Origin of the sequence: Kutzneria viridogrisea DSM 43870 (genome assembly GCF_000525635.1) — a bacterium.
Lineage (GTDB): Bacteria > Actinomycetota > Actinomycetes > Mycobacteriales > Pseudonocardiaceae > Kutzneria > Kutzneria viridogrisea.
Window position 1 is genome coordinate 3,222,506 of the sequence record NZ_CP007155.1, and the last position, 12,925, is coordinate 3,235,430.

18 protein-coding genes are annotated in these 12,925 nt (G+C 72.4%); 7 read left to right on the forward strand and 11 right to left on the reverse strand.

Annotated features, from left to right (window positions below; all coding sequences use genetic code 11):
• Positions 1-37: 37 nt before the first annotated feature.
• Positions 38-826 (forward strand): pirin family protein, encoded by a 789-nt coding sequence (locus KALB_RS14475; protein WP_030111448.1) that lies wholly within the window; start codon positions 38-40, stop codon positions 824-826.
• 12 nt (positions 827-838) lie between these two features.
• Complete coding sequence (locus KALB_RS14480) at positions 839-1,354, forward strand: VOC family protein (RefSeq protein WP_025356431.1); 516 nt, start codon at positions 839-841, stop codon at positions 1,352-1,354.
• A 1-nt stretch (position 1,355) separates the two neighbouring features.
• On the opposite strand, the gene KALB_RS14485 is transcribed toward KALB_RS14480, so the two are convergent.
• Positions 1,356-1,835, reverse strand: coding sequence for a DUF5994 family protein (locus KALB_RS14485; RefSeq protein ID WP_025356432.1), 480 nt, complete (start codon positions 1,833-1,835; stop codon positions 1,356-1,358).
• 208 nt (positions 1,836-2,043) lie between these two features.
• Between KALB_RS14485 and KALB_RS47585 the strand changes: the two genes are divergently transcribed.
• On the forward strand, positions 2,044-2,190 hold the full coding sequence (locus tag KALB_RS47585) for a DUF6307 family protein (RefSeq protein WP_158510747.1): 147 nt from the start codon (positions 2,044-2,046) through the stop codon (positions 2,188-2,190).
• Here the strand turns inward: KALB_RS47585 and KALB_RS14490 are convergent.
• From KALB_RS14490 to KALB_RS14510, 5 genes are read right to left on the reverse strand one after another with little or no spacing between them, the layout of a single operon-like run.
• Positions 2,187-2,489 (reverse strand): STAS domain-containing protein, encoded by a 303-nt coding sequence (locus tag KALB_RS14490; RefSeq protein WP_025356433.1) that lies wholly within the window; start codon positions 2,487-2,489, stop codon positions 2,187-2,189. The genes KALB_RS47585 and KALB_RS14490 overlap by 4 nt on opposite strands.
• Positions 2,490-2,498: 9 nt before the next feature.
• The gene (locus KALB_RS43885; protein WP_025356434.1) at positions 2,499-3,422 is read right to left on the reverse strand and encodes an SRPBCC family protein; all 924 of its coding nucleotides are present in this window, start codon (positions 3,420-3,422) and stop codon (positions 2,499-2,501) included.
• Between the two features lie 41 nt (positions 3,423-3,463).
• Positions 3,464-4,468 carry an S-adenosylmethionine:tRNA ribosyltransferase-isomerase gene (locus KALB_RS14500; RefSeq protein ID WP_025356435.1) on the reverse strand — a complete coding sequence of 335 codons (1,005 nt, stop codon included), beginning with the start codon at positions 4,466-4,468 and terminating at the stop codon, positions 3,464-3,466.
• Entirely contained in the window at positions 4,465-4,812 is a 348-nt protein-coding gene (locus KALB_RS14505; RefSeq protein WP_025356436.1) for a VOC family protein, read from the reverse strand. The genes KALB_RS14500 and KALB_RS14505 overlap by 4 nt, the downstream gene beginning before the upstream one ends.
• Positions 4,809-5,474 (reverse strand): SDR family NAD(P)-dependent oxidoreductase, encoded by a 666-nt coding sequence (locus tag KALB_RS14510; RefSeq protein WP_025356437.1) that lies wholly within the window; start codon positions 5,472-5,474, stop codon positions 4,809-4,811. Before KALB_RS14510 ends, KALB_RS14505 begins: the two co-directional genes overlap by 4 nt.
• Before the next feature lie 153 nt (positions 5,475-5,627).
• Between KALB_RS14510 and KALB_RS14515 the strand changes: the two genes are divergently transcribed.
• Entirely contained in the window at positions 5,628-6,761 is a 1,134-nt protein-coding gene (locus KALB_RS14515; protein WP_025356438.1) for a GAF domain-containing sensor histidine kinase, read from the forward strand.
• Positions 6,754-7,386 (forward strand): response regulator, encoded by a 633-nt coding sequence (locus KALB_RS14520; RefSeq protein ID WP_025356439.1) that lies wholly within the window; start codon positions 6,754-6,756, stop codon positions 7,384-7,386. Before KALB_RS14515 ends, KALB_RS14520 begins: the two co-directional genes overlap by 8 nt.
• On the opposite strand, the gene KALB_RS14525 is transcribed toward KALB_RS14520, so the two are convergent.
• Positions 7,383-7,934: a dihydrofolate reductase family protein gene (locus tag KALB_RS14525; RefSeq protein ID WP_025356440.1), complete on the reverse strand. Its 552-nt coding sequence runs from the start codon at positions 7,932-7,934 to the stop codon at positions 7,383-7,385. The two genes, KALB_RS14520 and KALB_RS14525, sit on opposite strands and share 4 nt — an antisense overlap.
• Positions 7,935-7,965: 31 nt before the next feature.
• Entirely contained in the window at positions 7,966-9,477 is a 1,512-nt protein-coding gene (locus KALB_RS14530) for a SulP family inorganic anion transporter (protein ID WP_052360454.1), read from the reverse strand.
• Between the two features lie 242 nt (positions 9,478-9,719).
• On the opposite strand from KALB_RS14530, the gene KALB_RS14535 reads away from it, so the two are divergent.
• Positions 9,720-10,139, forward strand: coding sequence for a helix-turn-helix domain-containing protein (locus tag KALB_RS14535; RefSeq protein ID WP_025356442.1), 420 nt, complete (start codon positions 9,720-9,722; stop codon positions 10,137-10,139).
• 10 nt (positions 10,140-10,149) lie between these two features.
• A complete protein-coding gene (locus tag KALB_RS14540; RefSeq protein WP_025356443.1) occupies positions 10,150-10,563 on the forward strand; it encodes a VOC family protein in 414 nt (137 codons plus the stop codon).
• Here KALB_RS14540 and KALB_RS14545 read toward each other — a convergent pair.
• From KALB_RS14545 to KALB_RS14555, 3 genes are all read right to left on the reverse strand, one after another.
• Positions 10,544-11,125 carry a TetR/AcrR family transcriptional regulator gene (locus tag KALB_RS14545; RefSeq protein WP_035977873.1) on the reverse strand — a complete coding sequence of 194 codons (582 nt, stop codon included), beginning with the start codon at positions 11,123-11,125 and terminating at the stop codon, positions 10,544-10,546. The genes KALB_RS14540 and KALB_RS14545 overlap by 20 nt on opposite strands.
• Positions 11,126-11,237: 112 nt before the next feature.
• A complete protein-coding gene (locus tag KALB_RS14550) occupies positions 11,238-11,525 on the reverse strand; it encodes an iron chelate uptake ABC transporter family permease subunit (protein ID WP_081789335.1) in 288 nt (95 codons plus the stop codon).
• Positions 11,526-11,857: 332 nt separating this feature from the next.
• Positions 11,858-12,925, reverse strand: a complete 1,068-nt coding sequence (locus KALB_RS14555) for a class I SAM-dependent methyltransferase (RefSeq protein ID WP_025356446.1) — start codon at positions 12,923-12,925, stop codon at positions 11,858-11,860.

Below are 12,925 nucleotides of genomic sequence, written 5' to 3' on the forward strand. Positions count from 1 at the left end.
GCTGGATTCAGCACCCCGAGCCGACAGGAGCGAGACGATGGCCTTCGCAGTGACCAGTCCTCCGGCGTTGCTCACGCCGGGAGTGCGGATCCACCGAGCGGGTGACCGGTACCGCAGCAGGGCGTCCTGGCTGGATTCCAGGCACTCCTTCTCCTTCGGCCACCACTACGACCCGCGCAACACCCACTTCGGACTGCTGCTGGTGTCCAACGACGACGTGGTCAAGCCGGGCACCGGGTTCGACACCCACCCGCACCAGGACATGGAGATCGTCACCTGGGTGCTGCGCGGCAACCTGGTGCACCAGGACTCCGAGGGGCACAGCGGGGTGATCTACCCCGGGCTCGCGCAGCGGATGAGCGCCGGCACCGGCATCCTGCACTCGGAGAAGAACGACTCCTGGCGGCTCACCGGGCAGCCCGAGCACAGCGAGCCCGTGCACTTCGTGCAGATGTGGGTGGTGCCGGACGAGGCCGGGATTGACCCCGGCTACGAGCAGCTGGAGATCGGGGACGAACTGCTGCGCGGCGGGCTGGTGCCGGTGGCATCGGGCATGGCCCGGCACGCCGACCACGCCGCGATCCGCATCAAGCAGTCCGACGCGGCACTGCACGCGGCCAGGATGGCGGCGGGCGAGGTGGTGAGCCTGCCGACCGCGCCCTACGTGCACCTGTACGTGGCGCAGGGCTCGGTGGAGCTGGAGGGGGCCGGTGCGCTCGGCACCGGGGACGCGGCCAGGATCACCGGGGCGCAGGGGCAGCGGGTCACCGCGACCGAGCCCGCCGAGGTCCTGGTCTGGGAGATGCACGCTCGACTCGACGTCTGAGAGGACAAGGACATGCCGCAGCCTGAAGGTGCCGCGCTGGAGGCCGTGCGGGCCCGTCGCGAGCAGATCAAGGACAAGTACCTGCGTGCCCCCGGGCAGCGCCCGGCCACGCCCACCGCCGGTGTGCACCACCTCGCGCTGATCTGCCGGGACGTGGAGCAGACCGTGCGCTTCTACCAGGAGTTCCTCGGCTTCCCGCTGGTGGAGCTGGTGGAGAACCGCGACTACGCCGGGTCGAGCCACTTCTTCTTCGACCTCGGCAACCGCAACCTGTTGGGGTTCTTCGACTTCCCCGGGCACGACCACCCGGACTTCACCGAGACGATCGGCGGGGTGCAGCACCTGGCGCTGTCGGTGTCGGCCGAGCACTTCGCCGAGATCAAGGCGAAGCTGGACGCCGAGGGCGTGGACTACCTCGGGCCGGACCGTGGGGTGGAGGACAGCCTGTACGTGCGCGACCCCAACGGGATCGGCCTGGAGTTCTACCGCGAGGACCTGGGCGTGTTCGCCGGGGAACCGCTGCTGTAGCTCAGTCCTTGCCGCGCAGCACCGGCCCACCCGACAGGATGCCCGCGGCGGCCAGTATCCGCTGCGGGCTGTCGGTGTTGTCCGGCGCGCAGGCTCTGTCCAGCGCGAGCCGGCCCGCCGTCTTGCCCGCGTGCACGGGCACCACGAGCAGGCTCACCCGCAGCCGGTCCGCGCCCAGCAGGTGCACGACCGCGCTGTCCTGGGTGGGGAACCCCTCCAGTCGCACGATGTGGCCGGAGACCAGCGCGCTCCGCGTGGTGCTGTCCCAGCCCGCCAGCGAGTAGGACACCCGCCGCAACTGGCCCAGCCGCTCCGCCAGCGCCGCACCCAGTGCGGGCAGCTCCACGGTCAGCTCCCTGCTGCGCGGCCACCACGCGCCGTCCAGCGGCCCTGTGTGCGAGTCCGCCGACCGCAGCCGCAGGCGCAGCGGGTGGGTCGCGTCCTGGTCGGGCACGGCCTGCACGGGCGGGAAAGACGTCATGGCGCAGCTCTCGTCCCCGGTCGCCTGGCGACCGGTGTGGCCGATCGCCGAGAGCGGCGGTGGCCCGGCAGCCCCCACGGGGAGCGCGCTCGGTACCGGCAACGTTACGCCACCTTCGTCCGCCGCGGACCGTCCTGCGGTGATGGATTCGGCGTAGGGTTCGACGTACCGGGAGTTTCGTGCCGCCCGGTCCAGCCGAGGACGTGCGATGAGTCAGAACTACGAACAGCGCCGCACCACCGTGCAGACAGCTCTCACCGAGGCCAAGGCGCGTCCAGCCAAGGGCGGGACCATGGCCGAACTCGCGGCCCTGGTGCTCGACGCGCTCGACCACATCCCCGAGCAGGTGCGCTAGGCCAGCCCGAGCAGTTCCTCGATGCCGGTCACCCGGATGACCTTGAGCAGGTGCGGGCTGGGATTGGCCACGGTGTAGGCGATGTCGCGCCGCTGGGCGGCCTGCAGGCCGGAGATCAGCACGCGCAGGCCCGTGGAGTCCATGAAGTCCACCCCGGACAGGTCCACCACCACCGAGCCCACCCCGGGCCGGTCCAGCACCGCCTGCACGGCCCGTTCCAGTTCGGGAGCCGTGCCCAGGTCGACCTCGCCCCGCACGGCGATCCGCACCGCGCCCGTGCCCTCGCTGGTGATCTGCACCCGGCCAGCCTACTGGTGGCCGGTGAGCTGGTGCAGGGCCGGAACCAGCGCGTTGTACCGGAACACGTAGTCGCCGCGGGGCGCGGGTCCACCGCAGGGCGGGGTCGCGCGCGGGGCGCCCGCGAGCCGGGTGAACTCGCGCAGCGGCACGGTCTGCGGCGCGGTGGCCCGCACCTCGCCGCTGACCTCCGAGCGGATCAGCGCGAAGTGGTAGAGCCCGATCAGGTCCTCCAGCGTGACCCACTCGACCGGGTCGGTGCCCGCGGCGAACACGGCGAGCCTGCGCCGGACGGGTTCGCCGCGCGGGTACCGCAGGCGCACGGTCCGCTCGCCGCGGGTCACGGTGCACGCGTCCAGGTCGATCACCGCATCGGCCCGGTCCGTGACGACCTGGTGGCCCGCGGTGCTCAGCAACGCCTTGAGCGCCAGGCCGATCGGTTCCTCGGGCCCGGTGACGGCCACCCGCAGCGGGGAGTACGGCCCCAGCCTGTCGTGCGCGGCCAGGTCGGCGCGCACCTGCTCGTGCCGGTAGCGGAACATCCGGTGCAGGCGGGCCTCCACCAGCGGCTTGACCAGGCCGAGCAGCGGCAGGTCGTACTCCACCTCGTCGATCATCGTGGTGCCGCCGCCCGGTCCGGGCTCGAACCTGTGGTGGTGCTCCCACCTGCGGAACGGCCCGTGCTCCTGCACGTCCACGAACTCGTACGGCGGCCGGTAGCCCGTGTGCCTGGCCACCCAGCGCGGCGCCAGCGGGCCGGGCACGTCCAGTTCCAGCACCGCCCGCGAGCCCTCGGTGAGGTCGGCGGCCTCCTGCCGGATCCGCACCGGCTCCCAGGGCGGGGTCAGCCGCCGCATCGCGCCCGGCCGGGTGTGCCAGTCGAACACCTCGGCCACCGGCTGGGGCAGGGCACTGGTGGCCACGAACTTCGCCATGTCCCCAGTCTGCGGCCCGATCACCGGCCCGGCACGACGGGTCAGGGCAGCAGCAGGTTGACGTCCCCGAACTCGTGCCACAGGTAGCGCTCGCGCACCGCCTCGGCGTAACCGGCCGCCAGCGACTCCCGGCCCGCGACCGCCGCCAGCAGGTCCAGGTGCGAGGCCCTGGGCTCGTGGAACCCGGTGAGCAGGCCGTCCACCACCCGCACCCCGCGTTCCGGCGTGATCACCAGGTCCGTCCAGCCCCGGGCCGGGTGCACCAGCCCGCAGGACCCCACCGCGCTCTCCAGCGCCCGCACCGCCGTGGTGCCCACGCCGATCACCCAGTTGCCCGATTCCTTGGCCGCGTTGACGACCCGCGCCGTGCTCGCCCCGACCTGGTACCGCTCCGGGTAGGGCCGCTCGTGCGCCTCGGCCGAGGCCACGCCGGTGTGCAGGGTGATCGGCACCACCAGCACGCCGGCGGACACCAGCCGGGTCACCAGGTGGTCGGTGAACGGCCTTGCCGCGCTGGGCATCTCCGCGCTGCCGGGGTGCGTGGCGAACACCGTCTGGTAGTAGGGCAGGGCCCAGGGGCGCGGCACGTAGTCGTAGCGGATCGGCTGCCCGTGCCGCATCAGGTACGCGCTGACCGTCGGCAGTCCCGCGGTGTCCACATCGGACACCCACAACCGCCCCTGTGAGTACGGTTCCAGCAGCCGCACCGAGCCCCCGCCGACCAGCGGCAGCCGCTGCCCGGTCCGCCCGATGGACCGGCGCACCTCCACCAGCCAGGTGCCGTCGGACTGTTCGGTGGAGAAGTGCACGGCGGCCTCGGTCCCGGCCACCGGCACCGCCGCGGGCATCGTGCCGGAGTTGTTCACCACCAGCACGTCCCCGGGCGCCAGCAGGTCCGGCAGCTCGGTGAACCGGTGGTGGCTCTGCTCCCCGGAGCCGCAACGGCTGACGAGCAGCCGCACCCCGTCCCGGTCCAGCCCCCTGGCCTCCGGCGGCTCGTGCGCCTCCAGTTCGGCGGGCAGGGTGAACTCCACAGTGCTCGTCATCGCTCGCTCCAGATCATGATCGTCGCACCGCCGGGGCCGCGCAGCTCGAAGCCGTAGTGGCCGCGCGGGTAGTGCCCCGGCGGGCGCAGCAGGTCGGCGGGATCGGGCTGCCACAGGCGGAACTCCTCGTCCACCGCGTGCGGACTGGCCAGCTCGAAGGCCATCGGCGCGGGGCGTGCGGGTCCCGGTGTGGTCAGCTCCAGGTAGGTCACCTCGGCCGCGCGCAGCACGACCCCGTCCTCAAAGCGGTCTACTTCGGACAGTCCTATGTGGTCGGTGTAGTACTCCGTCGCCGCGTCCAGGTCCTCGACCTGCCACGGCAGCCACAGCGCGCTGGCCCTCACAGCTTCACCCGGCCCGACTCCGGCCTGTCCGCCAGCAGCCGCAGGAACGCGGGCAGCACCGTCTCCGGCAGCGGCCGGTCGCTGATGTCCTCACCGGGGAACGCCTCCTGGTGCATGCGCGTGCGCAGGTCACCGGGATCCACCGCCCAGACCCGCAGCCCCGGCTCCTCCGCGGCCAGGATCCGGCTCAGCTGCTCCACCGCCGCCTTGGCCGAGCCGTAGCCGCCCCAGCCCTCGTATGGCCGCACCGCCGCGTCCGAGGTGATGTTCGCGACCGCGCCCCCGTTGCGCCGCAAGGAGGTCAGCGCGAGCTGGGTCAGCGCAAGCGGCGCCAGCACGTTGACCTCGTACACCTGGCGCAGCACCTCGAGCGGGTAGCGGGCCAGCACGGGCTGCGGGCTGGGCCCCAGCACCCCGGCGTTGTTCACCAGCAGGTCCACCCCGCCCAGCCGGTCGGCCGCGGCCACCAGTTCCGCGCGGTGCGCCGGGTCGGTGACGTCCCCGGGCAGCGCCGTGACCGGTCCCGGCAGCTGTTCGCGGGCGGTGCGCAGTTCGTCGGCCCCCCTGGCGTCGACGACCAGCTCCCACCCCGCCTCGGACAGCCCGCGTGCCAGCGCCAGGCCCAGACCCCGCGAGGCCCCCGTGATGATCGCGACGGCCATGCCGCCACCTCCGTCCTCGTCGATCTCCTGTGCCCTCGACGCTAGGAGCGCGCGCCACGCGGGCCATCGGGCCGCCGGTCCGCGGGGTCTCGGTCCTTGGACCTAGGACCTCGGCCCGATCCGCCCGCACCCGCGACGGGGTACGGTGCTGGCGTGTCGGGTTGCGATCGTGAGGAACTGCGCGAGGTCAGTGCCGCGGTGCTGGCGGTCACCTCGCGGCTGTCGGTGCGCGAGGTGTTGCAGACGATCCTCACCTCGGCCCGCAAGCTGCTCGACGCCCGCTACGCCGCGCTCGGCGTGCCCGACGAGGCCGGGTCCTTCGCCGAGTTCCTTGCCGACGGCATCAGCGAGCAGCAGTGGCGCGACATCGGCCCGGTGCCGCGCCAGCACGGGCTGCTCGGCGTGATGTTGCGCGACCCCAACCCCGTGCGACTGCACGACATCCGCGAGCACCCGCAGTTCGGCTGGTGGCCCAAGGCGCACCCGGTGCTCACCGACTTCCTCGGCATGCCGATCACCGACGGTGAGGAGATCCTGGGCGAGCTGTTCCTGGCCAACAAGAACACCCCCGGCGGCTTCACCTCCTCCGACGAGGAGCTGCTGCGGCTGCTCGCCGGACACGCGGCCATCGCCATCGTCAACGCCCGCCTGTACGAGCGCAGCCGGGAGCTGTCCATTGTGGCCGAACGCAACCGGATCGCCCGCGAGCTGCACGACGCGGTCACGCAGAAGCTGTTCTCCCTGCGGCTGACCGCCGACGCCGCCGCGGCCCTGATCGAGCGCGACCCGGCCCGTGCCGCAGCCGAACTGGGCACCGTGCGCCGACTGGCCAGCGAGGCCGCCGCCGAACTGCGTGCCGTGGTGGTCGGCCTGCGCCCCGCCGACCTGGACGGCGACGGCCTGGACCTGGCGCTGCGCAAGCAGGCCGAGTTGCTCGACCGCGTGCACGAGGCCGAGGTGGTGTTCCGCGCCGAGCAGGTGCCGGTGCTCAGCGCGAGCCGCCAGGAGGCCGCCTACCGCGTGGCCCAGGAGGCGCTGCACAACGCGCTGCGGCACGCCAGCCCGCGTCGCATCGAGATCAGCCTGTCGGCGGCCTCGGGCACCGCCGTGCTCCAGGTGTCCGACGACGGCACCGGGTTCGACCCGGACCACTCCGCCTCCGCCGCGCGCAAGCTCGGCCTGAGCTCCATGCGGGAACGGGCCCGGTCGGTGGGCGGTCGGCTCACCGTGCGCTCCGAGCCCGGAGGCGGCACGCTGGTCAGGCTGGAGGTGCCCACCGGTGGCTGAGCCGATCCGGGTGCTGGTCGTGGACGACCATCCCGTTGTGCGCCAAGGACTTCGCACGTTCCTCGACGTGCAGGAGGACATCACCGTGGTCGGCGAGGCCCCGGACGGGCAGTCCTGTGTGGACCTGGCCGCCGAGCTGGCCCCCGACGTGGTGCTGCTCGACCTGAAGATGCCCGGCGGGGGAGGAGTCGAGGCCCTGCGGGGACTTCGTGCCGCGGGCAGCACCACGAGGGTGCTGGTGATCACCAGTTTCGCCGACCCCGCCGCCGTGCTGCCCGCGGTCCGGGCCGGTGCCGCCGGGTTCGTCTACAAGGACGTGGACCCGCCCGCGCTGGCCGCCGCGATCCGCGCCGTGCACGCCGGGCACGTCCTGCTCAACCCCGACGTGGCCAGCCTGCTCGCCGCGGGGGATCCCGCGCCCCAGGGCGTGCACCTCACGCCCCGCGAGCGCGAGGTGCTCGCCGAGCTGGCACACGGCCGCTCCAACCGCGAGATCGCCAAGGCGCTGCTGCTCGCGGAGAAGACGGTGAAGACCCACGTCAGCGCCATTCTCGCCAAGCTCGGCGTGCAGGACCGCACCCAGGCGGCCCTGCACGCCGTGCGCAGCGGGCTGATCGAGGGCTAGGGCCTGGCCGGGCCGTAGCCCAGGTGGAGGACCCCGTTGTCGTAGGCCTGCTGCTCCTTGAGCACGAGCTTGGTCGGGTCGACGCCCTCGGCCCAGAACCGCTTGCCGCTGCCGAGCGCGACCGGGTAGACGAACAGGTGCAGGTCGTCGACCAGGCCGTCGCGGAGCAGCGCGCGCACGAGCGTGCCGCTGCCCGAGATGTAGATGGTGCCCTCGGTCTCGTCCCTGAGCTTGCCGATCGTGCCGGGGTCGTAGGGGCCCAGGCGTGTCGAGTTGGCCCACCGCACCGCGGGCTCCTGCGAGCCGACGACGTACTTCGGCGTGTCGTTGAAGAACGGTGCGCCCGGGTCGTCCGCCACCGTGCGGGTGGACCAGGCCGGTGCGAACATCTCGAAGGTCGTGCGCCCCAGCAGGATCGCCCGGGACGCTCCAGTGATCGCCGCGAGGGTTTCGCCCATCCTCGGGTCGAAGCCGTACTCGAAGGTCCACTTCGGGTCCTCGAACACCCCGTCCAGGGTGATGAACTCGTGAACCGCGATGGTGCCCATGACCACGCCCTTTCCTCGCCTGCACCCTAAACTAACCCCGAGGGGCGTGCAGGGTCCTGCGCAGCCTCGGCCGGGACCTGATCGACTGGTGGAACCAGCTGTCCGGCGTCTCGTCCACCCGCACCCGTCCACCGGTGCGCTCGTGGCCGGTCTTCCAGTCGTTGATCGCCTCGAACACCGCGTGGTCCATGAAGTCCACGTGCAGGTCCAGCACGACCGGGCTGCCCGCCGGGATCGCCCGCAGTTCGCGCACCAGGCGGCCCACGCTGAGGAAGATCAGCGAGCCCTGCACGCCGACCAGCCACTCCCCGTCCCGCTCGACCACCCGCACCCTGCTGTGCACCAACCGGTAGAGCGCGCTGAGCACGGCGGCGGCCAGACCGATCAGCACCCCTTCCACCAGGCCCACCACGATCACGCCGCCGAGCGTGGCCGCGTAGACGAGGACCTCGCGGTGCCGCCACAGTCGGCGCACGTGCCCGACGCTGACCAGCCGCACCCCGATGACCACCAGCACGGCGGCGAGCGCGGCCAGCGGGATCATCTCCAGCACACCGCCGATGGTCAGCACCGCGAGCAGGATCCACACCCCGTGCAGCACCGTGGAGGCCCTGCTCCGGGCGCCCGCGCTGACGTTGGTCGAGCTGCGCACGATCACCCCGGTCACCGGCAGGCCCCCGCACGCGCCGGACAGCAGGTTCGCCGCACCCTGGGCGATCAGCTCGCGGTCGAAGTCCGCCCGCGGGCCGTCGTGCAGCTTGTCCACCGCCACCGCGGACAGCAGCGACTCGACGCCGGCCACCAGCGCGACGGTCAGCACCGCACCGAGCACCGCGAGCACCGAACCCGTGGGCAGTTGGGGCAGTGCCAGTTCCCGGACCAGGTCGGCGGGCAGGTCGACCCTGGCGACCTCCAGCCGGAACACGGCGGCCACCGCCGTGCCCACCGCGACCGCCACCAGCGAGGCGAGCACCGCGGGGACCTTGGGCAGCTTGGGCCACAGCAGCAGGACCGCCAGGGTCACGGCGCCGACCAGCAGCGAGGCCCAGTGCCCGGCGAACAACTGCGCCGGCAGCGCGGCGAGGTTCGCCAGCGCGGAGCTCAGGCTCCGTCCGCCCAGCACCACGTTCAGCTGCCCCACCGCGATGACCACGCCGATTCCGGCGAGCATGCCGTGCACCACCGCGGGCGACAGGGACAGCGCGAGCCTGCCGACCTTGCTCGCCCCCAGCAGCAACTGCACCACTCCGGCCGCCGCGGTGATGGCCGCGGTGGCCGGCCAGCCGAACTGGCCCACCAGCCCGGCCACGATCACCGTCAGGCCCGCGGCGGGACCGCTCACCTGCAACGGCGCTCCGCCCAGTGCGCCGCCCACGATGCCGCCGACGACCGCCGCGATCAGCCCGGCGATCAGCGGGGCGTTCGAGGCCGCCGCGATGCCCAGCGACAGCGGGAGCGCCACCAGGAACACCACGAACGACGCGGGCAGGTCTGTTCGCAGCATCAATCGCCAGGTGCTGCTCTCGCGCTGGTGGACACTCACTTGGCCCTCCCCGTCACTGTCCGTTAAATTCCCCGTGTCTGGATCGTCCCGCTCCTTCGGATCTGCCGACAAGCCGTGAATCAGACAAATTCCGGGCCGACGTTCGCCGAGGAATGTGCACGGGGTGCACACCTGGCCGCGCCGCCGAGACGTGGCGTGAAGGTGGCTTTCGCTGCGCTGGGCGCAGTGAAAGCCACCTTCGCGGCGGCCGTACGGGGCGCGCCGTGTGGGACACTGGCCAGGTGGACCTGTCCGACCTCGTGCGGCTGCGCAAAGCGCGTGACCAGATGGACCGGGACTACGCGCAGCCGCTGGACGTGCCCGCGCTGGCCCGGACGGCGCTGATGTCCACGGGCCACTTCGCGCGGAGCTTCCGGGCGGCCTTCGGGGAGACCCCGTACAGCTACCTGATGACGCGCCGGATCGAGCGGGCCAAGGCGCTGCTGCGGCGCGGGGACCTGTCGGTGACCGAGGTCTGCTTCGCGGTGGGCTGCACCTCGCTGGGCTCGTTCAGTTCGCGGTTCACCGAGCTGGTCGGGGAGAGCCCGAGCGCCTACCGGGCCCGCGACCACGAGCCGGGCGCGGCCATCCCGGCCTGCTTCGCCAAGATCATGACCAGGCCGGTCAGGAACGGAGAAGCGGGATCGGCCGCCCGGTCATAGTGTGAGCGGCATGGACATCACGCTCTCGCACTGCTTCATCCAGGTGGACAACCACGAGGAGGCCTACGCCTTCTACCACGAGGTGCTCGGCCTGGAAGTGCGCAACGACGTCAAGTTCGAGAACATGCGCTGGCTGACGGTGGGCTCGCCGGAGCAGCCCGACGTGGACATCGTGCTGGAACCGCCGTGCGCCAACCCGAACGCCTCGCCCGCCGACCGGCAGGCCATCGCCGAGCTGATGGCCAAGGGCATGATGCGCGGGGTCGTGTTCGCCACCGCCGACTGCGACGCGACCTTCGAGCGGCTGCGCGCGGCCGGGGCCGAGGTGTTGCAGGAGCCGATCGACCAGCCCTACGGGGTGCGCGACTGCGCGTTCCGCGACCCCTCGGGCAACCTGTTGCGGTTCAACCAGAAGAAGGGCTAGACCGCACGCGCCCGCCGCTCGCCCCGCGCAGCAGCACGCCCAGTTCGCGGCCCACGCGCTGCAGGGGCAGGGTGCTGCGCTGGGCGCGGCTGAGCACCACGGCGCCCTCGATGGCGGCGACCACCGTGGTGGCGAGGGACCTGGCCCTGCGGGCGGGTACCCCGTGTGTGCGGAACATGCCCGCGCACAGGGATTCCCACTGCGCGAAGACCTTCGCGGCGGCCTGCTCCCCGTCCCCGTCCAGCGCGGCGGCCAGCACCGGGCACCCGGCCCGGCAGTCGTTGGACTCCAGGATCTCCTGCCACAGCGCGACGAACGCCGCCACCGCAGCCAGCGGATCGTGCTGCCGGGCGAAGTCCGTCATCGCGGCGCTGACCACCTCACCGGCGTACCGGGTGGTCTCCTCGACCAGTTGCGCCTTGCCGCCGGGGAAGTGGTGGTAGATCGAGCCGCGCGGCGCCCCGCTGTGCTCGATCACCTCGGACAGGGCGGTCGCGGCGACACCGCGCTCGCGGAACAGCACCGCGGCGCTCTGGATCATCAGTTCGCGTGAGGTGGGCACCGGGCCCCATGATAGCGCCCGGCGACCGGTAGGGGCCGTCGGCGGACTGACCCCTACCGGGTGTTACCAGTGTGGTCTCAGTCGGCCCAGCTGACCGGGACGTCGTGGCCCGTCAGCCGAGGACGCAGGCGGCGGCGCCGACCGCGGCCGCCGGGGACACGCCCACGACCCCGGGCTCCGCCAACGGGTTGCCGAAGATCCCCTGCATCACCGCCCCGGCGACCCCAAGTACAGCACCGACTACAAAGGACAGTGCGACCCGTGGGAAGCGCACGTTCCACAGCGTGCCGAACACCTCGTTCACCGGGATCCCGTACTGGCCAAGGGAAGCTGACAGCAGGCCCACGCCGACCACCGCCACCGCCAGCCCGCCGAACAGGACCGGCACGCGGGCGTTCACGAGGTGCCCGGCGCGTACGGCGCGCGGGCCAGCGCGTCACGGGCAGTGCGGGGGAGGGGTGGGCCGCCGGGGTGATGTCCTCGGCCAGCAGCGCGGTGGACGGCCCCTCGTGCGCACGGGGATCGGCCTCGGCCCGCACCTGGCTCAGCGGTGGGCGGTCCGCGGTCGCGGCTGGCTCGGTGGGCGACCCCGAAGCGCCCACCGAGCAGCCTGCCACGAGCACCAGCGCCGACACCCCGAGTGCGGCGATCCGGTGCACAGCGGCCCCTTTGGTTAGCCTGACCTAAGTAAGGCTAACCTAAACAAAGGGGAGGGAACTTCACAAGTGCCGTTCAGAGTGACTTGCGCGCCACCACCCGGTACGCGTTGGACCAACCGGGGCGCGGCCCCAGCGCGTTGCCGAGCTTGTCGGCGAGCACACCCAGCACCAGCATCGGCAGCGCCGCGAGGAACGCCAGTTTGCGCAGCACGGCCTTGGCCTGGCTCGGCTTCCGCGCGCGCCAGGGCATGTCCTCGCCCTCGATGGTCAGCGCGTTGACCAGCAGCACACCGGCGACCCGCGCGTCGATCGCCTCGTGCGCCTGCGCCCGCTGCTCGGCCACGACGGTGAAACCCGCCTCGGACAGCGCGGCGCGCAGATTGCCGATCGGCATCAGGTTCAGGTGCTGCGGTTGCAGCCAGGGCAGCCACCAGCGGCCCAGCACCCGGTTCCAGCGGCACTCCGGGTCGGGCAGCTCGATCGCCAGGTAGCCGCCCCCGGGCAACGCCTCGGCCGCCGCGGCCAGCTCCGCCTTCGGGTCGGTGGTGTGCTCCAGGTAGTGGTACATGCTGATCACGTCGTAGCGCCCGGCCAGTTCCGGCGCCAGCGCCACGAATTCGCCCTGGTGCGCGGTGTCGATCCAGCCCTGCTCGCGAGCCAGGTGCACGCCCTCGCTGAGGTCCAGCCCGTCGAACTCGGTGCCCGGCAGCGCTTGTGCGGCGTCACGGCAGAAGTGCCCGTGCCCGGTGCCCACGTCCAGCCAGCGTTTGGGCTCGGTCAGCGCCGCCACCATGTCCGCCCGCTTGCGGTACGACCCGGCACGGCCCTCGAAGGTGGAACTCATGCCCTGCTCGCCGAGCCCGTCGTAGCAGTCCCGGTAGTAGAACTCCAGCCCCGCCGGGGTCAACCGGGGGTTCTGGAAGACGTGGCGGCAGTCCCGGCACTGCTCCAGCACGAACCGGCCCGGCTTGTGCTGGATCAGATCCGTCGTGCGCAGCCGGACCCGCAGCAGCGTGGACCCGCACCACGGGCACATGTCCGCCCGCGGCTCGAAGAACCGGTCCGTGCCCTGCGCCAGATCGGCGAGGTAGCTGGGCCGTTTGGCCGCGATCTCCTTGGTGCGTAAGTCCTGCTCGGTCAT

What these genes read in the sequence shown, in the direction of transcription:
- KALB_RS14555 (WP_025356446.1), bottom strand. Translation starts at nt 12,925, where the DNA reads ATGACCGAGCAGGACTTACGCACCAAGGAGATCGCGGCCAAACGGCCC.
- KALB_RS14510 (WP_025356437.1), bottom strand. Translation starts at nt 5,474, where the DNA reads ATGGCCGTCGCGATCATCACGGGGGCCTCGCGGGGTCTGGGCCTGGCG.
- KALB_RS14540 (WP_025356443.1), top strand. Translation starts at nt 10,150, where the DNA reads ATGGACATCACGCTCTCGCACTGCTTCATCCAGGTGGACAACCACGAG.
- KALB_RS14480 (WP_025356431.1), top strand. Translation starts at nt 839, where the DNA reads ATGCCGCAGCCTGAAGGTGCCGCGCTGGAGGCCGTGCGGGCCCGTCGC.
- KALB_RS14525 (WP_025356440.1), bottom strand. Translation starts at nt 7,934, where the DNA reads ATGGGCACCATCGCGGTTCACGAGTTCATCACCCTGGACGGGGTGTTC.
- KALB_RS43885 (WP_025356434.1), bottom strand. Translation starts at nt 3,422, where the DNA reads ATGGCGAAGTTCGTGGCCACCAGTGCCCTGCCCCAGCCGGTGGCCGAG.
- KALB_RS47585 (WP_158510747.1), top strand. Translation starts at nt 2,044, where the DNA reads ATGAGTCAGAACTACGAACAGCGCCGCACCACCGTGCAGACAGCTCTC.
- KALB_RS14500 (WP_025356435.1), bottom strand. Translation starts at nt 4,468, where the DNA reads ATGACGAGCACTGTGGAGTTCACCCTGCCCGCCGAACTGGAGGCGCAC.
- KALB_RS14485 (WP_025356432.1), bottom strand. Translation starts at nt 1,835, where the DNA reads ATGACGTCTTTCCCGCCCGTGCAGGCCGTGCCCGACCAGGACGCGACC.
- KALB_RS14475 (WP_030111448.1), top strand. Translation starts at nt 38, where the DNA reads ATGGCCTTCGCAGTGACCAGTCCTCCGGCGTTGCTCACGCCGGGAGTG.